Source organism: Corynebacterium sp. HFH0082, assembly GCF_000411235.1.
GTDB classification, from domain to species: Bacteria; Actinomycetota; Actinomycetes; order Mycobacteriales; family Mycobacteriaceae; genus Corynebacterium; species Corynebacterium jeikeium_D.
Window position 1 is genome coordinate 462,410 of the sequence record NZ_KE150404.1, and the last position, 22,998, is coordinate 485,407.

Here is a 22,998-nt window from a genome sequence, read left to right on the forward strand (position 1 = left end):
ATTCCTTCGGTATTGATGTGCTCACTCATCTAGTTGTCACGTACATCTACGGGATAGGTGCCATACAGTGGCAGCGGCCAGGGCTGACGGCGCATGCAATCACCCCAGATGTCTGCGGCAGCAGGCGCGAGTACATCTGAGGGCAGGGCAGGGGCGACGTACCAGTCACCGCGCTCGAGCTCGTCTTCCAGCTGCCCCGGATCCCAGCCTGCGTAACCGGCGAAGATGCGTGCGCCATCTATGCGGTCGCGTACGCCCTCCGGCTCCGCACCGAGGTTGACCAGCGCAAACCTGTGAGCGATGCGTTCCATCAGCGGGGCACCGGTAATACTGTCGGTCTCCTCTGGGAGGGTGGCACCATTTCGCACCACACCAATGCAGATTGGCTGTGTCTGGTTGACCGGACCCCCGACGTAGAGCACCGGCGGCTTGGCCATCAGCGGCGCCCAAGGCTCGAGCACATTGTGCACCGGCGTCTGCGAACGCTGTGTGAGATCGACACCAAGGGTGCCGTGTTCATCGTGCTCAATGAGGAAAATCACCGAGCGGGAAAACTCCGGCGAGAGCATGCCGGGTGCTGCGAGCAGCAGCATACCGGCAGCCGGGTCGTTGCGCTCGAGGCTGGTAAAAAGCCGGTCGCCGTAGAGATTTTCCGGATTAATCGATGCCATTAGCTCTCACTTTCGCTTTCAGCCTGCTCACCGGACTGCTCGTACCACCATTTCTTCAGCGCCAAGATAGCATCTTCACGCTCCAGCGGACCGGACTCCAATCGCAGCTCTTTCAGGTAATTCCAGGCCTGTCCGACTTCTTTGCCGGGCTTCAGGTCCAGAATTTCCATGATTTCGTTGCCATCCAGGTCGGGGCGGACGCGTGCGAGGTCCTCCTGCTCGGCGAGCTCCTTGATTCGCGCTTCCAGGCTGTCGCAGGCTCGTGCGAGGCGTGCTGCTTTACGACGGTTTCTCGTCGTACAGTCGGCCCGCACGATTTTGTTGAGTCGTTCCAACAGATCTCCGGCGTCGTTGACATAACGTCGCACCGCCGAGTCCGTCCACTTGCCTTCGCCGTAGCCGTGGAAGCGCATGTGCAGGTAGACCAACTGCGAGATTTCGTGGTTGGTCTTCTTCGGGAACTTCAGTTTCCGAAGGCGGCGTCGCACCAGCTTCGCGCCGACAACTTCGTGCTGGTAAAAGGTGACGTTTCCCTGCTCGTTGTAGGCACGGGTAGCGGGTTTGCCGCAGTCGTGCAGCAGTGCCGCCCAGCGCAGTACGAGGTCCGGTTCACCGGGTTCTTCCTGGTCAATAGCTTGCCGCATGACCTGCAGAGAGTGTTGGTAGACATCCTTGTGCTGGCGGTGTTCATCCTGCGTCATGCGCATGTCGGAGATCTCCGGCAGCACGCGGTCGGCCAACCCCGATTCCACCATCAGGTCGATACCTCGGCTTGGGTCCGCACCCAGGATGAGCTTGTTCAGCTCGGTGGAGATGCGCTCGACCGTGATGCGGTCAATTTCGCTGGACATTTCCTTCAGCGCTTTGAGCACACGCGGTGCCACGTCGAACCCCAGCTGGGATGCGAAGCGGCAGGCACGCAGCATCCGCAGGGGGTCGTCGCCAAAACTGACCTCCGGCGCCCCCGGGGTGTCCAACACACCCGCGACAAGATCCTCGAAACCTCCGAGCGGGTCGAGGAAGGTGCGGGTGCCGTCACCGTGGAGCTCCACGGCGATGGCGTTACAGCGGAAATCACGGCGGATTAGATCGCCCTCCAGCGTGTCACCGAAAGTGACCTCCGGATTCCGGCTGACCTGGTCATACGTATCCGCGCGGAAGGTGGTGATCTCCACCTGACGGCCATGCCGTTCCGCGGAGAGTGTGCCGAATTCAATGCCGGTATCCCAGACAATGTCCGCCCAGTCATCGAGGATTGCGCGTGTCACCTCCGGGCGCGCGTCGGTGGTGAAATCGAGATCCACGCCCAGTCGCCCTAAGAGAGCATCGCGCACAGAACCGCCCACGAGGTACAGGCGATGGCCAGCTGCACTAAACGCGGCTGCCAGCGAATCGAGGATCTCCGACTCCTTGGCGATCGCCTGATCCGCCACTGCCAGCATTGCCGTCCTGCGCACCTGTGGGTCTGCGTCAGCAGTCGCCGGAGTAGCACCGTGAGGTGTAGTCCCCCCGGGCTGGTCACCATTTGTCGTTGAAGGAGTCGATTGTGTCACGACCGACACAATACCCGCTTATACCTATAAACCCGGTAGTCTAAGTGGAATGAACAACGTGGTACGCAATGACAACTCGGCGGCGAAGAGCCGTCGACGTCGTCGGCGACCGCGCAGAAGGGGTGGCGTTTCCTCGTCCACCAACACTAGCAACGCTACTACCAGCGGAAATTCTGCGAAACGTAGTGGCTCCGGTGCCAATGGCCCCCAAAAGGCCAAGCCAAACTCCGGTGGCGCCAAGAAATCTTCCAAATCACCGAAGTCGGCACGACCCTCGAAGCAGTCGAACAACCGCGGTGGCCGTAAGAACGGTCAGGATAGGAACAATCGCCGTCGTCACGCACAGACGAAGCGCACAAACAATCGCCGTGCGCACTCGTCGCGCGCGCAAAATGCAGCGCCGATGCAGACCTCGATTGAGACTTCGGCGGGCGGACTGGTCGTCTCGGGGCTTGCTGAGGCTGTCGGCGATGGCGGCAAAGTCAACCTGTCACGGATTTATGTCGCGCTGATTGGTCGGCACGATCGTCGCGGGCGCCTGCTGTGGTCGATGCCTAAGGGCCATGTCGAACCCGGCGAAGCTTTCGATTCCACCGCCGAACGTGAGGTGTGGGAAGAAACGGGCATTCGCGGCGAGGTCATCGAAGAGCTCGGTGTGATTGACTACTGGTTTGTCTCCGATGGCACGCGGATTCACAAGACCGTGCACCATCACCTTCTGCGCTACGTCGATGGCGATTTGAACGACGAAGATCCCGAGGTCACTCAGGTCATGTGGGTCCCGGTAGACACCCTGGTGGAGCGGTTGGCCTACGCTGACGAACGCAAACTGGCCCGGCGCGCGCACAATCTGCTGCCCGATCTCGCCCGCGCGGAAAAGCGAGCAGGCCGGCAGACGCCGAGGTGATTGCGCATGTTCAGGTTGCAGTTGCCAAGGAATGTTGTTCGTAAAGTCACGGCCGCCACCGCAGCGCTCATACTGTGCTTGCCGACGGCCGTTGCGCCCCCAGCTTTTGCGCAAGATGAGCAGTTGTGGGGCAGTGGTACCAATCGAGTCGGTGAACAGGGACCCCTTCGGCTTTCGATAACCAGCTTCACTCCGCATGTCGCGGCTCTACATTCGACGCTGACCATCAAGGTGCAGGTGCACAACACCTCCGATGCGGATATCAGCAATGTTGCGCTGCGCCCACAGCGGGCCGGCGCACTGGCTTCCTCTGCAGATGCGCGGACGATTCTCGCTGAGCCTGAATCGGTGTTTGATGTGGCTGGGACCTTCAGTGCCCCCATCGAGCTGAAAGCGGGGGAGAAGCGTGAGGTTACGCTAAGTGTTCCTATCTCCGCACCGGCTCCAGAAGGACTCGACATCACGGAAGCCGGCACGTTTCCGCTGCTCATCAATGCTAACGGGCAACCGGCAGATGACATCGACCGCCTGCTGGCGGAAACACGCGCACTGCTTCCGGTGACGGATCCGCAAGCGGAAGGTGATGAGCCGGAACCGCCTGCCGGTGATGAGAACGACAACGATGAGACCGACAATTCCGATGCGCCCACCCGCCGCGACCCAGTGCTGTTTTCGCTGATTTGGCCCATCAGCCAGCCAGTGCCACTGGTCGGCGGTGAGACCGGTGACGCACCCTCGTCGCCGAATCTCATCCTCACCGACAATTCTTTGGCCGAGTCTCTCGAACGCGGTGGCCGCCTCGACGGTTTGCTCACCTCGTTGGAAAAGGGCTTTGCCGGCCCGGATGGGCAGAGGTTGCGGGAATCGACCTGCATCGCCATCGACCCGGAGACCCTCGACGCAATCTCCAGGATGACCCGCGAATACTGGATTGGCACCAGCCGCCCAAGTCCTGTGGAGTCCTCTCCGCGACTGCGGGATTCCTGGGGAAACGCGGATGACACCAATCTCACGCATATGCCCGCCAGTGACAATGCTGCCGCCTGGCTCAATCGGCTGCACGATCTCACACAGGACACCTGCACACTGTCACTGCCGTGGGGCGGCACCGATGCCAGCGCCGTGGCTCGCGTGGGGGATCACGAGCTTTCGATGGAGGCACTCGCCGCTGGTCGGCAGACTATCGCCAAGCATTTGGACGTTCAGGCACTGCCGGGCCTCTATTTGCCGGCCGAGGGATACGTGACGTCGGAAAGCGCCCCGCTGTACTCGGCGGCCACGGCCCTGAACGGGACCACCCCGGAGCGCGCATTCGAAAACCGCGTAGATACCGGCGAGACGATGCCACCGTCGCCCACTCCACCCGAAGCCGCGCACGACACCACCGTGTTAGTCGCAGACAACACCGCCTTCACCGCCGATGGTCAGACACTGCGCCCCGGCCATAGTGGCGTGCTTGCCGACGGTAGCCGCGCCTTCGCCCTCCCTGGGGCACTGACAACCTCTCTGGCTGCAACAGGACGGTCTCCCCAGACTGTGGCGTATTCGAATCTGCTCGGACGCTACGATTTCCGAATCGACTCCGAAGCTGCACGGATGCAGACAGCGATTGGCACTCTGTTCCAATCACTGACTGATTCGGATGACCCTCGTGCGGCTGTGGTGGCAGCACCACCGTCCGGTTGGGATCCACGCGCTAGCGACGCTGAAGATTTCATGGCCGCGGTCCGGAAAGCCGTGGACGATAACCTGGCTGAGCTGACTCCGCTGATGGACTCCATCACCGCTTCAGCTCACGACCTGGATGCGGGCTCGGTTACTCCAATTGACAAGCTTGCCGATCCCGCGCCAGTGAGTGAGACGCTCGTGGAGAAGGCTCAGACGGCCTCCCGCGAGATCACCGACCTGACCACAATCATGTCCAACGATCCCAATGTCGCGCTGACGCGGTATGAATTCACCCGTCCCCTGCGGCACGACTTGCTGCGCTCGTTTACAACTCTCGGCCGGCGAAATCAGCTGCAGTCAACTGACGTGCAGCGGCGGAGCGAAGAACTCAGCGACCAGGCACTGATTATGAATCGACGCCTGCGCAATTCGGTGACGTTGGTAGCTCCCGGCGGTGTCTACACCCGCGCAACGCAGCTGTCGCCGATTGCGGTGCTGGCTCGTAATGGCCTGCCGCTGCCGGTTCCCGCGTTCGTGCGCGTCGGCGCTGGAGATTCGGTGTTGGAGGAGAAGTATGAGGCCGCCATCCCCGCCAAGGGGTCGGTGACTGTTCAGTTCACTCCGAAGTCGGGTGATGATGCAGAATCCACTCCGGCGACCAATGCTCCAGAGGGAGACCGGCCACGGGATAGTGGAGACAACTCCCACAACCTGTTGCTGTGGCTCGAATCACCTGGCGGCACGCCGATTTCTCGATCAGTGAGTATTTCCGTGCAATCGGGCGCTTCGGTTGGGGTTTTGGCTATCGTGACCCTCGTCATCGTCACTGTTGGTGGGTTTTTTGCCGCAAAACGGTCTCAGTACTTTCGGAAATAGACCCCCTTTTAAGCAACAATAGGACATGTGACTGACTCAGACGCGCATAAATCTGGACTTCGAGGCCGCATTCGTCGCCCCGCGCCACCGGCCCCAGTTCCGGCGGCGCGGCCAACGGCTGAATCTCAGCCGGCCGAAGCGGCCCCGGACCTAACTCGCGTATCCGGCCATAAGGCAAATGCCGATACCGCCGCTGACGCGATGACGGAATCGGCATCACCATCGCCAGCAAAGGCGGCAACTGCGACAGCAACCGCTTCCAGCGATTCCTCCGCAGGCTCGACGGCGGACGCAAATCAGGGACAGTCGAACTCGGACATCGTCGCCTCCACGGGCTCGATGGCAATCGCTACCCTGATTTCGCGCATTACGGGTTTTTTGCGAAACCTGCTCATCGGCGCGACGCTGGGTCCGGCTGTGGCTTCAGCCTTCAACGTCGCCAACACACTGCCGAACCTGATTACGGAAATCGTCCTCGGCGCAGTGCTGACTTCTCTGGTGGTGCCAGTGTTGGTGCGCGCGGAGAAGGAGGATCCAGATCACGGTGCCGCCTTCATTAGACGTCTCTTGACTGTCTCTATGACGCTGTTGGCAGTGGTGACGGTGCTGGCGGTGATAGGTGCGCCACTGTTGACCAGATTGAGCCTTAACGAGGCCGGTAAGGTCAACGTTCCGCTGGCAACGTCATTTGCGTTCTTACTATTGCCGCAGATTATCTTCTACGGCATATTTGCGCTGCTCATGGCGGTGCTAAACACCAAGGGAATCTTTAAACCCGGTGCGTGGGCACCTGTCGCTAACAACGTCGTGGCCATTGCCACGCTCTTGCTATATCTGTTCCTGCCCGGCCAGTTGAGTCCGGATTCGGACGGTTCACTCTCCGATCCGCACATCCTGCTTTTGGGTCTTGGTACCACCCTGGGTGTCGTCATTCAGGCAGCCATCATGATTCCCTACCTCAAGCGCGCGGGCATTGATTTGCGTCCGCTGTGGGGTATCGACGACCGCATCAAACAGTTCACCGGCATGGGTGTCGCGATTATCACCTACGTGGCAATTTCCCAGGCTGGTTACTTCATCACCACCAATATTGCCTCGACTGCCTCCAAGGCAGCGCCGACGATTTACCAGCAGGCTTGGCTGCTGTTGCAGGTGCCCTACGGCATCATCGGCGTTACCTTGCTGACCGCCATCATGCCGCGACTGTCCCGCAATGCAGCCGACGGCAACGATGGGGCAGTGGTCCGAGATCTGTCCATCGGTACCCGCCTGACCATGATTGCGCTGGTGCCGATCGTTGCCTTCTTCACCGCATTCGGCCGCCCCATCGCCGTCGGTCTTTTCGCGTATCTGGAGTTCCCCCGCGAAACCGCAGAGATTCTCGGCTGGACGCTGTCCTTCTCGGCGTTCTCGCTTATTCCATACGCCATTGTGCTTTTGCACTTGCGTGTTTTCTACGCCCGTGAAGAGGCCTGGACCCCGACTTTCATCATCCTCGGCATTACCACCGTCAAGGTGATTCTGTCGTTCTTCGCTCCTCGTCTGGCTTCTGACGATGAGACCGTCGTCGTGTTGCTCGGTGCCGCCAACGGTTTCGGTTTCGTCGCCGGCGCAATAATTGGCTTCTTGCTCTTGCGCCGCACTCTCGGACACTTGGACAGTAAGGCGACCGTCCACACCGTGCTGTGGGCACTGGGGGCGTCGCTTGTCGGTGTCGCCGTTGCTTGGGGCGCATTCGCATTGACCGACCTTGTGCTGTTCGATTTCTTCGGTTCCTTCGGTGTGCTACTGCAGACCATCGTCACCGGCGTGGTCTTCCTCATCGGTACCGGCCTGGTGCTCGCTCAGGCTCCATTGGAAGAGGTCCGCGTTCTGGGTGGCTTCCTCGGCCGCATTCCGGGTCTACGTCGCTTTGCTCCGCAGCCTCATGCAGCCGACAATGCCGTCGCCGACCGTGAGGATATGGAGCGCGAACGTGGCTTCGCCGCTGATGCTTTCTCGATTGCCCCGTCGAACCTGATTGGCGAGGCCACGGGTCTGGCAAACGAGGGCTTCACCGCTTCGCCGCTGTTGCCGCCGATGCCGACGCAGGGTTCTCGCCCGACCCGCTATGTACCCGGCGAGATGGTCTCAGGTGGTCGTTTCCGTCTGCGTTCTGAAGTCGCGACCTCCCCAGGTCTGCGCCTGTGGCGCGCCATGGATATGGGAGATCCCGACAACTCAGATGTCGCACTTGTCTTCGTCGACACGATTGCACTGCCGTACTACGACACTTCGCCATCGGTTGCTGCCCAGAAGATTGCCACGACGACCAACGAGCTGCGTGACCTGGCCGGCACCGGGATGTCCCGCATTCATAGCGTGGCGAAGACACGCACCGAGGTGCTCATCGTTGCCGACTGGACCAGCAGTATCGGTATTGAGCGGTTCGATCAGGCCGCCCACCCGGATGCCCTGGCACTCGCAGTAGCATCACTTGCCGAGACAATCGCCGACGCCCACGAATCTGGACGTTGCCTTGGCCTGACAAACAAGCCTGGGCAATTGCGCATCAGCAGCGACGGCCACATCTACGACGCTTTCCCCGTCGTTTTGCCCGATAGCTCGCAACGTTCGGACTACAACGCGTTGCTTTCTGTCATCGACGAGCTGTTCTACAACGTGCCAAATATCCCCTCCGATATTTCTGCTGCCATCGACCGCGCGAAGCAGGTTCGCCCGGAGAACTTCAACCAACAGGAGTCGCCAGCTCGCACACTCGCGGAGGATTTGCGCACTGCAGCGCTCGGCCCCGACTCTTCGGAGTTTCTCGCAATCGACCCCGACACCGGTGCGCGCGAATCCGTCGATGCCGACGGTGTAGCCCAATCAAACGCTCGCCACACCAAGAATCGCACCCGCGCATTCAGCACCGGCGCAGTCGTTGTCGGTGTAGTCATTGTCGGTGCACTTGTCGCCGCGGGCATCTTTGGTCTGGTTAACCGTTCCTCGGACGCACCGATTAACTCCGAGTCCGTACGACGCGGCCCGGCTCCGATCACGACGCTTTCGCTTGCCGACGCTAACGAGTGGCAGGCCGACAGCGACAACCCGGCAGCCGGTCCAGACAATCCGGACATGGCTGAGCTGACCATCGATAGTGACGAGGAAAGCTTCTGGGTAACTTCGACTTACCTCAGCCAGTTCGGCAATCGTCCAGAGGACTTCAAACCTGGCGTTGGTATTCGGGTCACTCTGGATGAACCGGCAACCATTCGAGAACTTAAGGTCGCGGCGACCCCGGGCGCACACATTGAAGTTCGCGGCCTACGAGATGCTGACTCGACGAACTTGGATGACACAACGGTTCTCGGAAGCGCTACTGCCACCTCAGATACGACGACCATTGAAATCGATAGCCGCGACACTGAGTGGAAGAACCTTGTTGTCTGGATCTCCGGCTTGCCGACGGCTGCGGAAGCGGTAGCCGACAGCGACTCAGACACTGACGCTGATACAGATGCTGATGCTGATGCTGAGTCGCAGAATTCCGATGCGGACAACCCACTTGTCGGCGACCGCAATCTGGCTGAGCAATCTCCGGATTCGTTGCTGCCAGTTGCTATTGGCGACATTCAGGTGCGTGGTACGGAATAACGCTCTGAGCTTGCCTTAGGTGGCAACAGTTCAAGTTGTCCCAAGTTATCCACAGCTACTGGGACGTTTTGAAATTCATCCACAGCCCGCGGTCTCCACAGCAGTTTTGCCAAGCGGAGAGCGCGGGTTTCGTGTTTGCATAGGAGCCATGAACTTTGGGGGAAGAAATCGAATTGGGGACAGTCACCGTAAGGCCCGCATGGGTCGGCGACTGGGGGATTGTGGCGTCGTCGGTATGCAAAAGCATGCATCTGCGGACGAGGTCGATCGTGAATTATTGAAGGCGCACCTGGCGGGGGATCGTCGCGCGTTCGCGGTGTTGGCACGGCGTTATTATCCGCAGTTGGTAGCGATGGCGCGGCGCTATCGTCGGGATGATTTCGATCCCTTGGATGGGGTACAGGAGGGGCTGGCGCGGGCAATTGCGGGGGCGGCGAGTTTTCGCGGGCGTTCGACGGTGGCGACGTGGCTGACGTGCATCGTGAAGAATGCGTGTATTGACCACAACCGCGGTCGTTTCGGGGAGATCCCTCTCTGCGATAAGGAGGAGGATTTTGAGACGTTTATGAGTTCACAGCCGATTCCCTGCCCGGATGTTCCGCTACGTGTGACTATGGCCGCCGCATTGGAGCAGCTGCCAACGGATCAACGGGATGCCCTGCTGTACTTGGACATCTTTGGATATTCGCTGCAGGAGACCTCTCGCAGTATTGGGCAGCCGAGCGGGACGTTGAAGTCTCGGCGGGCGCGGGCGCGTCGTACGCTTCGGCGACAATTGGAAGAAGTGCAGGTGGCCTAACAACTGCGGAGCAGGGGAGAGGCTGGGGGAATAGAGATGGCTAACCTCACGTTGGTTGAGGTGGCTGGTTCCGGTAATTTCTTTCCCGGAGCTGAAAAATTTGCTTACTACTGAGCATCACTGTGCGCCATGTGATGTGAGAGATAAAAATTATAGGAGTCTTCATGAGCGATATCGTTCACGACCTGATCATCGTCGGTTCCGGTCCCGCCGGTTACACGGCTGCCACCTACGCAGCCCGTGCCGACCTGAAGCCTGTGGTGTTCGAGGGCATCGAGTTTGGCGGCCTGCTTATGACGACTACCGATGTGGAGAACTACCCAGGTTTCTCCGAGGGCATCATGGGACCAGAGCTGATGGATCAGATGCGCGCACAGGCAGAGCGCTTCGGCGCTGACCTGCGCATGGAGATTGTCGATCGCATGGATCTCACCGGCGATATCAAGTCTGTCTGGGTTGGTGAAGAAGAGCACAAGGCTCACGCTGTCATCCTGGCAACCGGTGCCGCCCCGCGTTATGTCGGCGCTCCGGGCGAGCAGGCGCTGCTTGGTCATGGCGTCAGCGCCTGTGCCACCTGTGATGGTTTCTTCTTCCGCGACCACGATATCGCCGTCATCGGCGGCGGTGACTCCGCAATGGAAGAGGCAACCTTCCTTACCAAGTTCGCCCGCTCGGTGACGATTGTCCATCGCCGCGATGAGTTCCGGGCGTCGAAGATCATGGTCGAGCGCGCGCAGAACAATGACAAGATTCGCTTTGCGACGAACAAGGTTGTGTCCCAGGTTCTTGGTGAGGACAAGGGTTCAGTTACCGGTCTCGAGCTGGAAGACACCGTCACTGGTGAGAAGTCCGTCCTGGATGTGACTGCCATGTTCGTAGCAATTGGCCACGAGCCACGTTCGCAGATGGTTCGCAATCAGCTGGATTGCGATGAGAATGGCTACATTCAGGTAGCCGCTCCGAGCACCCAGACCTCCCTCAAGGGCGTCTTTGCAGCGGGCGATGTTGTTGACTCCCATTACCAGCAGGCAATTACCGCCGCTGGTTCTGGCTGCAAGGCTGCGCTGGATGCTGAGCACTACTTGGAAACTGTTGCTCGGTAGCTGACAGCAGGGCAGTCGCACTAGCTGGATAAACACCTAATAGTTGGGGTATCGCAATTGTTGGATAAGCCCTACGATTGCAGATATCCAACTATGGGGAATATCCGATAGCCGGTAAGCCCAATTGTTGTTAGCTGTAGCTCAATCAGGGCGCAGCAGGACGTGTTATAGCCCGGTACGCCCCGTACTCATCGAGCACTTGCAGCGTTCTCAAGAACACCATTAATTAACAATTTAGTACTTCACTCGCACCACCGGAAGCCCTAATTTTTGACGCCTTGAGCGCCAAATCCGTACGCGAGGCTGAAGAAGCTAGGTTGAAAAATTAGAATCAAGACCACAAAACAAAACCACTAAGAACTCAAACGAGCTCATTCTAAGGAGAAGAATTTCATGGCTCCGGTAACCGTCACCGCCAACACCTTTAAGTCCGATGTCCTCGAATCCGATAAGCCGGTGCTTGTTGATTTCTGGGCAGAGTGGTGTGGCCCGTGTAAGAAGATTGCTCCCGTTTTGGACGAGGTTGCGACCGAGCTCGATGGCAAGGCCGTCATCGCCAAGGTCAACGTTGATGAGGAGCGTGCACTGGCTGGCATGTTCCAGATCATGTCCATCCCAAGCCTGCTCCTATTCAAGGACGGCAAGAAGGTCGAAGAGATTCGCGGAGTCCGCCCGAAGGGCGAAATCACGTCGCTCATCGAAAAGCACCTTTAAAAGAACTTGGGGTTGCTCTTTATCCGATACGAGGTTACGACTGCCCACCCGCCACTTCGCTATTGCCACCTTCGTTGGACACACCCCATTATGATGTGACTGAAGTTGTGGTTGTGATTTAGAGTTAGTCCTGGGGTTCTGCCGTCGGGCTAGCCGACGCGCCCTCGTAACAATCAATTCGCGCCTGCGACCTGGTAATCTTGCTGGAAATGGCGGTTTACGTCTTCCTTAATACCGTGAAGGAACCAGGTTGCCGCCAACTTGAGAGGTATTGCTGACCATATCCTCTGAGAGTGCGCGAGATTTCTTAACTGAAGTTTCGTTTAGCTCACTGGCCAGTAATACTGATTAAGTGTTGTGAGGACCCACAACGGCCTAAACATAATTGTGGAGTTCGGAAGGGAGTTTTCGTGCCAGAGTTTCTGAAGGTGGGCGATAGGTCACCTCGTGTAGCCGAGGTACGTTCTACCCTGGCTCGTCTTGGGCTTCTGCCCAATTGGGAGGGCTCAGCCGCGGAGGAGAACTCGCCTCAGTGGTCTGGTGACGATGACCTCTTTGATGAGGATATGCGCAACGCTCTCCTGGCGTTCCAACAGTCCCGCGGTGTCTATGCCGACGGGATCATCCGCGACAGCACCCTGCGCCTACTGCGAGAAGCCTCGTACACTCTGGGCACCCGCGTACTGTCCTACGATCCACTGTCACAAATGACCGGTGAGGACGTAGGCGTTCTCCAAGCTACCTTGCAGGAACTCGGCTTCCACGATGCCCGAGTAGACGGCCACTTTGGCCCGAAGACCGATGCCTCTGTACGTGAATACCAGCTCAATTACGGGCTGGAGCCCGACGGTATCTGTGGTCCCGTTACTCTCCGGGCGCTCAGCTACTTGGGCAGGAGGGTTACTGGTGGCTCTGTAAACGCCTTCCACGAGAAGGAAATACTGCGCACGATGGGGCCGAAGCTCTCTGGAAAGCGCATTGTCATTGATCCAGGTCTTGGGGCAGGGGAGCCCGGCATTGTGGTCGACGGCCCTTACGGTCAGATTTCTGAAGAAGAGATTCTTTGGGATTTGGCCTCTCGCATTGAGGGTCGCCTTGTCGCGGCAGGTGCAGAGACTATTCTGTCTCGTCCTCGTACCGACAATCCGTCCATCGAGGATCGCGCTGAGATGGCCAACGCATTTGGCGCTGACGTCTTCATCTCCCTGCAGGCCGACCACTATCACAACAACCGCGCCAGCGGTATTGCGACTTTTTACTTTGGCTCGATGAAGGGCTCCAACTCCATTCTGGGCGAACAGCTCTCTGGCCTTATCCAGCGAGAGATTGTTGCCCGTACGTGCCTGGTAGACTGCCGCTCGCACGCCCGTACCTGGGATCTCCTCCGTCTGACCAGGATGCCCACGGTGGAAGTCGCCGTTGGTTACCTGACCAACGAGGATGACGTCGCAATTCTTTCTTCCCCAGATCAGCGTGACGTAATTGCCGAATCTATCGTTGTCGCTGTAAAGCGTCTGTACCTGGGCGATGAAGAGCAGCAGCCAATGACCGGCGCTTACAGCTTTGCGCAGCTGATTGAAGAGGAAAAAGCCTAAACACGGCTGATCAATCAAACCCGGCGCTAAAGACTGAACAGCTTTGAGCGCATAAAGGGTTCTTTCGCACTTAGATCCAACGCATGGCCGATTTCTTCGTCCCAATCCAATTCCGCATCCAACTCGATACGGAGTTTCGGATGAATCGGATGTGGAGTGACCACCCGAAACCCGGAGTCAAGAAGGGTTCGCGTACGAATCAAATCACCGGCGTTATGGTTAATCGCCGCCAACGAATCTGAAATACACGGCTTAGGATTTAGCTTTTCTTCAAGTTGCGCTTCGAAATCAGCGATTAGGTTCTCCGTACCGTCGTCAGGCGTTGGCGACGACGGCGTAAATGCCGACATAGAATCCGCCGTGCCACTGCAACCAAACGCTTCTACCGCTGAAATCCCGCGCAGCGCGAGCTTGTGCAGAGCGGTCACAATGAGCACGCGGAGCATGTCATCGTCAACCTCTAAAGCGTTGTAATGCAGACTCGTCAGCGCAATCGCATCCGGCGATATTGGTCCGGAAGGCATGGAAAATGTCGTCGGGCAGAAGCGTGGCGGAGCAAAGAGCAGCGTGCCGACGGTCTCAGGTTTCCCATCGATAAGTGATGCCGGTGGCTTTCGTCGTAGCGAATATCCGCACGGTCCCCAGGAAAGGTAGACGGTATTGAGCCATGCTTCCTTCTCCAAGCGCACCTGGGCGGCTAAATCAGGGCTTAAATCGCCATTTAAGAGGCTTTCACTAGCTCCGCCTGGCCGAGTAGGGGGTTGGCCGTCCGAATGCTTTAAATCACCGTTAGGCGCTTCATCCTCTTCTGGCGTGCTGGGGTCCAAATTAGGTTCGCGCGGCTCAGTCGAGAACTGGGGTAGGGCAGTTGCTGTACGGATATGCTCCATGCCCTGTTCCCAAAACAGGCTTAACATCGTCTCTGGATAGATTCCCTCGATGTCGGCCAGCGAAATTTTCTCGATGAATACTTCAGTCACAGTAACCGGGTTTACTCTTCGTCGAGATGCATCAGTGACATGATGCGATCAAAGTCCTCGAGGTTGCCGAATTCGATAACGATTTTGCCCTTACGCTTGCCCATCTGGGCAGTCACCTTCGTATCAAAAGAATTGGACAGGCGGTCAGCCCAATTGTGAAGGACCTCCGGCTGCGGAGTGGGCTCACGGTGCTGCTTTTTCGGTCGCTCGCCGGCATTGAGTAATGTCACTGCTTCTTCGGTCGCACGGACGGATAGTCCTTCAGCAACAATTCGCTCGGCGAGGCGCTGCTGTTCTTCCTTACCTGCCTTAACTCCAAGCAAGGCACGTGCGTGACCAGCCGACAGAACACCGACCGCTACTCGTCGCTGTACCTCCACCGGCAACTGCAAGAGTCGAATCATGTTGGTAATAACGGGCCGCGAGCGACCGATTCGATCCGCCAGCTCTGCCTGAGTTACACCAAACTCTTCGAGTAGCTGCTGGTACGCAGCGGCCTCTTCGAGTGGGTTCAGCTGAACGCGATGGATGTTCTCTAGTAGGGCATCGCGAAGCATGTCCTGGTTTGGAGTATCGCGAACGATGGCGGGAATCGTGTCGACCCCAGCTCGCTGAGAAGCACGCCAGCGACGTTCACCCATGATGATTTCAAACTCGGGTTGCGGCGCGTTCGGATCTTCCTTGCGCGCTGCCTCGAGTGCGGCCGCACGACTATCCTCAGAGATTGGTCGTACGATAATCGGCTGCAATAGACCGAACTCACGAATAGAGTGAGCGAGCTCATTTAGGGGCTCCTCATCGAAGACCTCTCGTGGCTGCTTCGGGTTCGGCGTGATCAGCTTCAAGTTGATCTCGCGATAGGTCGCGCCAAACTCGTTTGCGGCCGAAGCGTCAACATCGGTAGCCTCGGCGCTGCCATGGTCCGCTGCTCCCGACGTCGTCGAGGGCAATGTTTCACGTGAAACATCACTAGACTTACCAATAACCTTATCGTCACTGTGACGTTTCTGCGCCTCATTGGTATGAGGTTTGCTCTGGCCGGATTTTGCAGATTTTCCGGCGTTTTTGCCTTCAGTCAACGAGGTGCCGGATCCCGTCGCGGCTGCCCCCAGTACGTCGGCAACTCCGCTACTTCCAGGCTGCTTCGTCCCCTGGGTACGGCGGGGACCGAAGATAATATCCGCGGCACTCTCACCTACCGAGGGGTTAGCCGCCGGAGCAGTTGGGATCAGCGCGGCGATACCGCGACCGAGCCCTCCCTTGCGGTTCTCCTTTTTTTGATTCGACATCGGTAACTACTCCTAGTGGCTTTAATTTGTCTCAGTGGAATTGGACGGGGTAGGGGAGGAAGCTGGTTTTTGCCCAATCGCACTTCCACCCGGAACTGCGGAATAGTCGCCACGCGTTGCCAATTCCTTCGCGGCGTCAAGATAAGCAACTGCGCCCCGAGACCCTGGATCGTAGGAAATTACGGTCTGCGAATATCCCGGCGCCTCCGATACCTTCACGGATCGAGGGATGAGATTACGTAGCACAACCTCACCGAAGTAGTTACGAACCTCATTGGCAACTTCTTCCGAAAGCTTGGTGCGGCCATCGAACATAGTGAGCAGCACAGCAGAAATATGTAGCTCCGGATTGAGATGCTGACGAATCATCTGCACGTTATTCATCAGCTGAGTCACACCCTCCAAGGCGTAAAACTCACACTGAATCGGAATCAAAACCTCGTTGGCGGCAGTCATCGAATTCAGAGTCAACAGACCGAGCGAAGGAGGGCAGTCAATAATGAGAAAGTCAAAGCCGTTGTCAATCAGGTACTGATCTGACACTGCATCGAGAAGTCGGCGCTCACGGTTCAGGAGCGAGACCAGCTCAATCTCGGAGCCCGCCAAGTCCAACGTCGCTGGCACACAAAAGAGATTCTCAGATTCAGGGGAACGCTGGATGACATCGTCAATCTGTAGTTCGCCAATTAGAAGCTCATACGTCGACGGGGTCCCGGAAACATGCTCAATCCCCAGGGCCGTAGAAGCATTTCCCTGCGGGTCATTATCGATGACTAGCACCTTGAGACCATGCCGCGCGAGCGCCGACGCGATGTTGACTGCCGAAGTGGTCTTGCCCACGCCACCCTTCTGGTTGGCGATAGTAATACGGCGCGGGCGTTCGGGGCGTGGAAGCGATAAACGGTTCGGGGCCTTAACTTGCGCTGCCCGTTGAGCTGCCGCAGCGATGGGTGTGTCTTGCCAGGACTTCCGGCTCATTAACTATTCCCCTTACAAGCACAGCAATCACCAATCATGGCCACTGGAGTGCGAATAAAAACTTAGTAACTATCTGCAAAAGCGTAATCATCAAGCCCCAACAAGCGTTAGACGCCGACGATTGTGGAAATGTTTCACGTGAAACATCCACCTTGGCCGGTAGGACTTTGCCATACCGCGATACTTATCCCACTCTAGCCCGACGGCACTACGCGCCTCAATGTCGAAACCAAAACACAAGCGAACCGGCAGTGGAGTAGGGGAGGGGGACTTACAACCTACTTCTTCTGAATAATCACGGCGTACGTCGAAGTTCCCAACACGGAACCGCCAACCTCTACAACGCGGGGATTAGTTCCCTTCGCCTTGGCAATAAGCTTTGCGTCCCGATCAATCTCCTCTTGCGCAGTTCCACCCTTCAGTGCAACCATCGCGCCTCCGGATTTAACTAAAGGAAGCGACCAGCCCGCCAATTTCCCAAGAGGGGCAACAGCGCGAGAAGTGACGACATCTACTTGGCCAACCTCAGCGCGAACCACTTTCTCCTCAGCGCGGCCGCGAACCACGGTCACATTGTCCAGCTCGAGATCTTCCACAACTTCGTTCAAGAAAGTCGTACGGCGCAGCAATGGTTCTACAAGAACCACCTTCAAATCTGGTCGTGCAAGAGCAAGCGGAATCCCGGGCAAGCCTGCCCCCGAACCAATGTCCGCAACTACAAGCCCTTTGCCTATCGCTTCTCCAACTACCGCAGAATTGATAATGTGCCGATCCCACAGCTTTGGAGTTTCACGTGGCCCAATCAAACCTCGGACTGTAGCCTCCTCAGCCAACCATGAGTGGTAGCGGTATGCTCGATCGGCATTCCCTCCAAACACGGTATCTATCACCGAACGCAGATCCGCATCGACCAAACCTGCGGAGGCTTCTTGATTATCGACGTCTTTCGCGGAGTTACTCAACAGTTCCACTAACCTTTCCAATGGGGCAGCTGTGCCGTCACCCGTCGAGCTTTTCATTACCCCTAGTGTACGACAGTGCAACAGCGATGTTTCACGTGAAACATTGATCAAAGTTGGATGCCAAACTCCAGGCCCCGGAGAAAATTACATGCCTGTAATAACAGTGACGTTGTTTGCTCGATAGAGCACGAAGGCAAGCAAAAACGCCCCGCATCAACTGCGGGGCGTTTCGATTAATTAACTTATGTAGACGAAGGGCGATTCCACTTCAGCTATTTCTTTTTCCGCTTCCGGTTCTTCCGATTTGCGGGTTTCTGTCCTGGCGCTGGCTTCGAGGCTGGGCCCTGCTGTCCCTTCCCCGAATTACCATCCGGAAGATGGCTAGAAGCCTTGTTCGCTGCAGAGGCCTGACCGGACTGCGCCTGCTGCGCATTCTGCGCTGCCTGACGCTTGCCACCCTTCTTCGGATTGATTGGCTTCTGGCCAACCTTCGGAGCGAGCTTCTCCTGTGCCTCGCGCTTGGCAGCCTTCTTAGCTGCGACAGCTTCCTTCTCTTCCTCATCCAGCTTGCCGAAGATGTAGCGCTGCTGGAAGTAGGTCCAGACGTTGTTAGTCACCATGTAGACAAGAAGACCGATGTGCCAGAAAGCACCGGTAACAAGAATCATGATCGGGAAGAACCAAAGCATCATCTTGTTCATCATGTCCATCTGCTGACCCATAACGCCTTCCTGGCGCTTCACCAGACCGGCTTCCTGGCGGGCACGCGTGCGGTCAACAGACATGCGAGCGTTGAAGTGCGTTGCAAGTGCCGCAATAACAATCAGCGGAATGGCAACGATCATGATGTCCATGCGGGTGAAGTCCGCAGGCGTACCAGGCACAGTAAAGGCTGCGTATTGATCCTCGCCCATACCAACCGAACTGGACAGTGGAGCATTGAGCACACGAGCCAGCAGGAAGGACCGCACCTCATCTACACCGAAGACGTAGTTAGGCGTATTCCAGTTCTGCTCCACCGACATGCGAAGCGCATTGCCCGTCGTACCCGTTCGGTTGAACGAACGCAGCACGTGGAAAAGGCCAATGAACACAGGCATCTGAACCAGAATCGGCAAACAGCCGCCGAGCGGGTTGACACCCATTTCCTTCTGTAGCTGGCGCATAGCAAGAGCCTGAGCCTGCTGATCGTTCTTGTACTTCTCCTTGATGGCCTGCATCTCAGGAGCGAGCTGCTGCATCTTGATGGCAGAACGCTGCTGGTTCAGCATCGGCTTAAACAGGAGGATACGGATGGTGACCACAAGCAAAATAATGGCCAGCACCCATGAGATACCCGAGGAGGGATCGAATAGGAAACCTGAGGCCTTATGCCAGAACCACAGGATGGCCGAAATCGGCCAATACACGAAATTGAGCACGGTCTAAGATCACTCCGTTCTTTAGGGGACAGCGCACTCGCGCCTTCGTCTACAAAGCCCTGTCAAAGGCTAAGCATTACTAGAGGTTACCTGTGCATTCGCTTCAACCACGAACCCAGGCCGGGGAATGTGGCAGGAACTGGATCCCAGCCACCCGGATGCCAGGGTGCGCAACGGAAGATACGCAGGAGAGTCAGCCACAGGCCACGAATTGCTCCGAAGCGGCGCACGGCCTCAAGACCATATGCGGAGCACGTCGGTTCGAAACGACATGTGCTCGTTGGCTTCAGGTTAGAAATACGACGGCGGTAGAACAGAATCGCCCTCTCAGCCACACGTGCACCGGGAGTCTGGGCGAGCGGGCCGTCGTCAAGCGAATTAGCGCCGACGTTCGTATGCGGCGAGTGCCGATTGCACATCGTGGGACAGCTCCTGGCTGGTGGCTGTGGCAGATGCGGGCAGCGCGCGAACGACAATGTCCATGGTGGACGGGAGATCCTGCGCGGCCGCGGCCATAACATGGCGGAGCTTGCGGGATACAGCGTGACGAGTCACGGCGTTACCCACAGCTTTAGATACGACAAGACCGACACGCGGACCACCAAACCTGGCAATCTGCGTATCGGTCTTATCTTCACCGCCAGAAGCGGCGGTGTCACGAATATGCAAGACCAAAGTCTTGCGTCCGATTCGGCGTCCACGTCGTACCGTGACCGTGAAGTCACGCGAAGAACGCAGCTTGTTGCTCTGAGGGAGCACCGAAATCGGCGTCCTCTTACTTAAGCGGACAGGCGGGCACGGCCCTTGCTGCGGCGTGCTGCCACAACGGCGCGACCGGAACGGGTACGCATACGGGTACGGAAGCCGTGCACGCGTGCACGACGGCGGTTATTCGGCTGGAACGTCCGCTTCGACACGGTTGACACTCCTTGAAACTCAAACGACCACGAGTCCACGCTGAACACACCCCAATAAACCCCTCGCTTCGAGTGCGAGGCAGCGATGCGTCTGACGCATTCCCGTGATGCACGGAAAAATTACTTACCGACAGATTGAAAGCTACAAGCGTTCTGTCGGGTCCAAGCACGAGCTCGGACTCATATCTCAATGGATATGAAACACCCAGATAGAGTACGTCGAATCGAGCGAGAAATTCAAATCAACACGCCGGATTTACCTGGAGAATCATTTTCCAAGTTTTTCGACGGTACCGATGTTGACCTGTGGAAATACAGACCTATGCACTGCAATCCACAGGGTGTTTATCCAATCAGCTGTGGATAACTTCCACACCATGAATCACAGCGAGCAGGGAAAATAACGCGTTTACCTAGGTAAACACAGGCTAGGGGGCTGTTTTTCATTGTGGGCAAACTGTGGATAAACTGTTAGTCAATTAGCGACGAAGTTTATCCACAGGTGTGGACAAACATGTGGAAGTCCTGCTCGGGGCGTATAGCGCCTTGTGTAGAAACACCCCACAGGGCGAATTACAAGAAATAGCCCCCAAATGGGCAGATATGGCGCTCTCGCCATGCCAAAAACACTCCACAGAAACAGGTCGCCTCGATAAATTTGATGAACGTAAACATGTAAAAGGACATTCACACAGTGAGCGAACAACCAGAATTGCCAGGTGGACTCTGGGAGCAGGTCGTTTCTATCCTGACTTCACCAGAAGGTGCGCCGGAGTTGGGTATTGCACCACTACGCCCGCCACACAAGGCACTGCTGCGGTCAGTGACGCACACTGGTGACTTTCCAGGTTTTTTCCTGCTCAGCACTCAATCGCCAGTGGTGCAGGCGCTGGTAAAAGAAGAGCTCAAGGGCATTATCGAGGCCGTCTTAGCTTCGCTGACCGGCGAGGAGTTGGAAACGGTCATCACCGTAGCCGATCCTGCTGACGACGCTGAAGATAGCCAGCCAGCAGAGGCCATTCAACCACCTGCACAGCACTCGGGGCAGACCCCATCTGCAGCTTCGCGTCCGCAGCAAACTCAGCGTCAACAGCCAAACCAGCAGCAGCACCAGCACCAGTCTGGCCGTAACTATCCGTTCCCCAATGCAGATGCGAACGACTTCAATCTCCACGAGCAGCACCAGGGATCGACGCAGACGCCACAGGTGCCGCAGACGCACCAGCCAAATATCCATAATCAGCCGAGTGCCCAGTCACCGCGCCGATCGATGGACGCCGTAGATTCAATGGCGCAGGGGCTTTCGCATTCATCTGCCGAGAATCCGATGACTATTGCTGATCAGCGCCAGGTCACAAGTCCTTTCCGCTCCGAGAGCCACGGCACTCCAACCGAGATGAGCATGCCTTTCGAGGAGCCCACCCTCAACCCGAACTACACTTTCGAGACCTTCGTTATTGGTCCGCAGAACAAGTTCGCCGCCGCAGCCGCCGTCGCTGTTGCGGAGTCTCCGGGGCGCACCTACAACCCGTTGTTTATCTCCGGCGGTTCGGGTCTTGGCAAGACGCACCTGCTCCACGGCATTGGCCACTACGCCAAGCATTTGTACCCTAACCTGCGGGTTCGTTACGTTTCCTCGGAAGAGTTCACCAACGACTTCATTAATTCCGTGCGTGACGACGCCCAAGAATCCTTCAAGCGTCGCTACCGCGATTTGGACATGCTCATCATCGATGACATCCAGTTCTTGGAGGGCAAGGAAGGTACACAGGAAGAGTTCTTCCATACGTTCAATGCCCTGCACCAGTCCAATCACCAGATTGTGCTGTCGTCGGACCGCCCACCACGCGAGCTTAAGACCCTGGAGGATCGCCTTCGTACCCGCTTCCAGTGGGGGCTCAATCCGGATCTGCAATACCCGGACTTGGAGACGCGAATCGCAATTCTGTCGAAGAAGGCACAGCTGTCTGATTTGGTCGTTCCGCATGATGTACTTCAGTACATCGCGGAAAACACCTCGTCTTCTATTCGTGAGCTCGAGGGGCGGCTACTGCAGATTAGCGCTCACGCATCCATGATTCATGAGCCTGTGACCTTGAAATTTGCGCAGGAGATCCTCGGTGCCGACGAAATCGAGGTGCAGATTACCCCGGAGATCATCATCTCCACCACGGCTGAGTACTTCGACCTAACGGTTGCGGATTTGGTGGGGCCCGGTAAAACTCGCCCGGTCGCTCATGCACGCCAGATTGCGATGTACCTGACGAGGTCCTTCACTGAACTTTCGTTGCCGTCGATTGGCCGGGAGTTCGGAAATCGTGACCATTCGACGGTTTTGCACGCTGAACGCAAGATTGTTAAGGAAATTCAGGAGAAGAAGCCCTCAAAGGATCAGGTCAACGACCTGACCACACGCATTCGAGACCGAGCTCGCGGCACGGCTTAAAAACCTTGGGTTCGGCGTGCGGAATTCTTGTTATTAACTGCGGTTTTTCCGTGCACAGAGCTGTGGACAACTCGTAAATTTTGTGGATAAAAGATGAAGCCCGAACACTATCCACAGACACCCCAAGTTATCCACAGTTAGACGCACCGGTTATCCACAGCTCGAAACCAGTGAAGACCAGCGAGAATCATGTAATTTCACAATGTGCACACCCCCTATTACTACTCCCGACTTTAAAAATCTCTAGAAACTTCTAGATAAAAGGGGGCCTGCGCACAACCTCGGGCAAACAACCTCTGGCGCACAACTTCGAAAATGCCAAGAACGAGTAGGAACTACGATTAAGCACTAGACGGACTACAAGAATCCCAGTGAGGTCTTTGGCAGTCTGCAGTAGAGTTGTACGATGGAATCTTTGTAACTCCAGTCATGTGCGCTGACATAGCGTGCTGACAACACAAAAGACGGCTAATAACAGACATC

The 22,998-nt window shown here is 57.2% G+C and carries 18 protein-coding genes; 8 read left to right on the top strand and 10 right to left on the bottom strand.

Annotation, left to right across the window (positions count from 1 at the left end; translation table 11 throughout):
- Positions 1–29 precede the first annotated feature (29 nt).
- Both HMPREF1206_RS01925 and HMPREF1206_RS01930 read right to left on the bottom strand, forming a co-directional pair.
- Complete coding sequence (locus tag HMPREF1206_RS01925) at positions 30–671, bottom strand: YqgE/AlgH family protein (RefSeq protein ID WP_016421725.1); 642 nt, start codon at positions 669–671, stop codon at positions 30–32.
- The gene (locus HMPREF1206_RS01930; RefSeq protein WP_016421726.1) at positions 671–2,113 is read right to left on the bottom strand and encodes a CCA tRNA nucleotidyltransferase; all 1,443 of its coding nucleotides are present in this window, start codon (positions 2,111–2,113) and stop codon (positions 671–673) included. Before HMPREF1206_RS01930 ends, HMPREF1206_RS01925 begins: the two co-directional genes overlap by 1 nt.
- 160 nt (positions 2,114–2,273) lie before the next feature.
- Between HMPREF1206_RS01930 and HMPREF1206_RS01935 the strand changes: the two genes are divergently transcribed.
- From HMPREF1206_RS01935 to HMPREF1206_RS01965, 7 genes are all read left to right on the top strand, one after another.
- The gene (locus tag HMPREF1206_RS01935) at positions 2,274–3,131 is read left to right on the top strand and encodes an NUDIX hydrolase (RefSeq protein ID WP_172620226.1); all 858 of its coding nucleotides are present in this window, start codon (positions 2,274–2,276) and stop codon (positions 3,129–3,131) included.
- 6 nt (positions 3,132–3,137) lie between these two features.
- Positions 3,138–5,675, top strand: a complete 2,538-nt coding sequence (locus HMPREF1206_RS01940; protein WP_016421727.1) for a hypothetical protein — start codon at positions 3,138–3,140, stop codon at positions 5,673–5,675.
- Between the two features lie 27 nt (positions 5,676–5,702).
- A complete protein-coding gene (locus HMPREF1206_RS01945; protein ID WP_016421728.1) occupies positions 5,703–9,311 on the top strand; it encodes a murein biosynthesis integral membrane protein MurJ in 3,609 nt (1,202 codons plus the stop codon).
- 235 nt (positions 9,312–9,546) lie between these two features.
- Positions 9,547–10,110 carry a sigma-70 family RNA polymerase sigma factor gene (locus HMPREF1206_RS01950; RefSeq protein ID WP_042389015.1) on the top strand — a complete coding sequence of 188 codons (564 nt, stop codon included), beginning with the start codon at positions 9,547–9,549 and terminating at the stop codon, positions 10,108–10,110.
- Between the two features lie 164 nt (positions 10,111–10,274).
- Positions 10,275–11,213: a thioredoxin-disulfide reductase gene (trxB, locus tag HMPREF1206_RS01955; RefSeq protein ID WP_005511625.1), complete on the top strand. Its 939-nt coding sequence runs from the start codon at positions 10,275–10,277 to the stop codon at positions 11,211–11,213.
- 393 nt (positions 11,214–11,606) lie between these two features.
- A complete protein-coding gene (gene trxA, locus HMPREF1206_RS01960) occupies positions 11,607–11,927 on the top strand; it encodes a thioredoxin (protein WP_016421730.1) in 321 nt (106 codons plus the stop codon).
- A gap of 410 nt (positions 11,928–12,337) precedes the next feature.
- The gene (locus HMPREF1206_RS01965; RefSeq protein ID WP_016421731.1) at positions 12,338–13,522 is read left to right on the top strand and encodes an N-acetylmuramoyl-L-alanine amidase; all 1,185 of its coding nucleotides are present in this window, start codon (positions 12,338–12,340) and stop codon (positions 13,520–13,522) included.
- Between the two features lie 26 nt (positions 13,523–13,548).
- On the opposite strand, the gene HMPREF1206_RS01970 is transcribed toward HMPREF1206_RS01965, so the two are convergent.
- From HMPREF1206_RS01970 to rpmH, 8 genes are all read right to left on the bottom strand, one after another.
- A complete protein-coding gene (locus tag HMPREF1206_RS01970; RefSeq protein ID WP_016421732.1) occupies positions 13,549–14,502 on the bottom strand; it encodes a hypothetical protein in 954 nt (317 codons plus the stop codon).
- 11 nt (positions 14,503–14,513) lie between these two features.
- Positions 14,514–15,791, bottom strand: coding sequence for a ParB/RepB/Spo0J family partition protein (locus HMPREF1206_RS01975; RefSeq protein ID WP_016421733.1), 1,278 nt, complete (start codon positions 15,789–15,791; stop codon positions 14,514–14,516).
- A 21-nt stretch (positions 15,792–15,812) separates the two neighbouring features.
- Positions 15,813–16,769, bottom strand: a complete 957-nt coding sequence (locus tag HMPREF1206_RS01980) for a ParA family protein (RefSeq protein ID WP_016421734.1) — start codon at positions 16,767–16,769, stop codon at positions 15,813–15,815.
- A 278-nt stretch (positions 16,770–17,047) separates the two neighbouring features.
- The gene (gene rsmG, locus HMPREF1206_RS01985; RefSeq protein WP_231367212.1) at positions 17,048–17,683 is read right to left on the bottom strand and encodes a 16S rRNA (guanine(527)-N(7))-methyltransferase RsmG; all 636 of its coding nucleotides are present in this window, start codon (positions 17,681–17,683) and stop codon (positions 17,048–17,050) included.
- A gap of 320 nt (positions 17,684–18,003) precedes the next feature.
- Positions 18,004–19,152 carry a membrane protein insertase YidC gene (gene yidC / locus HMPREF1206_RS01990; protein ID WP_016421736.1) on the bottom strand — a complete coding sequence of 383 codons (1,149 nt, stop codon included), beginning with the start codon at positions 19,150–19,152 and terminating at the stop codon, positions 18,004–18,006.
- Positions 19,153–19,238: 86 nt separating this feature from the next.
- The gene (gene yidD, locus HMPREF1206_RS10885; RefSeq protein ID WP_016421737.1) at positions 19,239–19,571 is read right to left on the bottom strand and encodes a membrane protein insertion efficiency factor YidD; all 333 of its coding nucleotides are present in this window, start codon (positions 19,569–19,571) and stop codon (positions 19,239–19,241) included.
- Positions 19,531–19,911, bottom strand: a complete 381-nt coding sequence (rnpA, locus tag HMPREF1206_RS01995) for a ribonuclease P protein component (RefSeq protein WP_016421738.1) — start codon at positions 19,909–19,911, stop codon at positions 19,531–19,533. The genes yidD and rnpA overlap by 41 nt, the downstream gene beginning before the upstream one ends.
- 20 nt (positions 19,912–19,931) lie before the next feature.
- Positions 19,932–20,069, bottom strand: coding sequence for a 50S ribosomal protein L34 (gene rpmH / locus HMPREF1206_RS02000; protein ID WP_005511646.1), 138 nt, complete (start codon positions 20,067–20,069; stop codon positions 19,932–19,934).
- Between the two features lie 694 nt (positions 20,070–20,763).
- Between rpmH and dnaA the strand changes: the two genes are divergently transcribed.
- A complete protein-coding gene (gene dnaA / locus HMPREF1206_RS02005; protein ID WP_016421739.1) occupies positions 20,764–22,515 on the top strand; it encodes a chromosomal replication initiator protein DnaA in 1,752 nt (583 codons plus the stop codon).
- Positions 22,516–22,998: the final 483 nt, after the last annotated feature.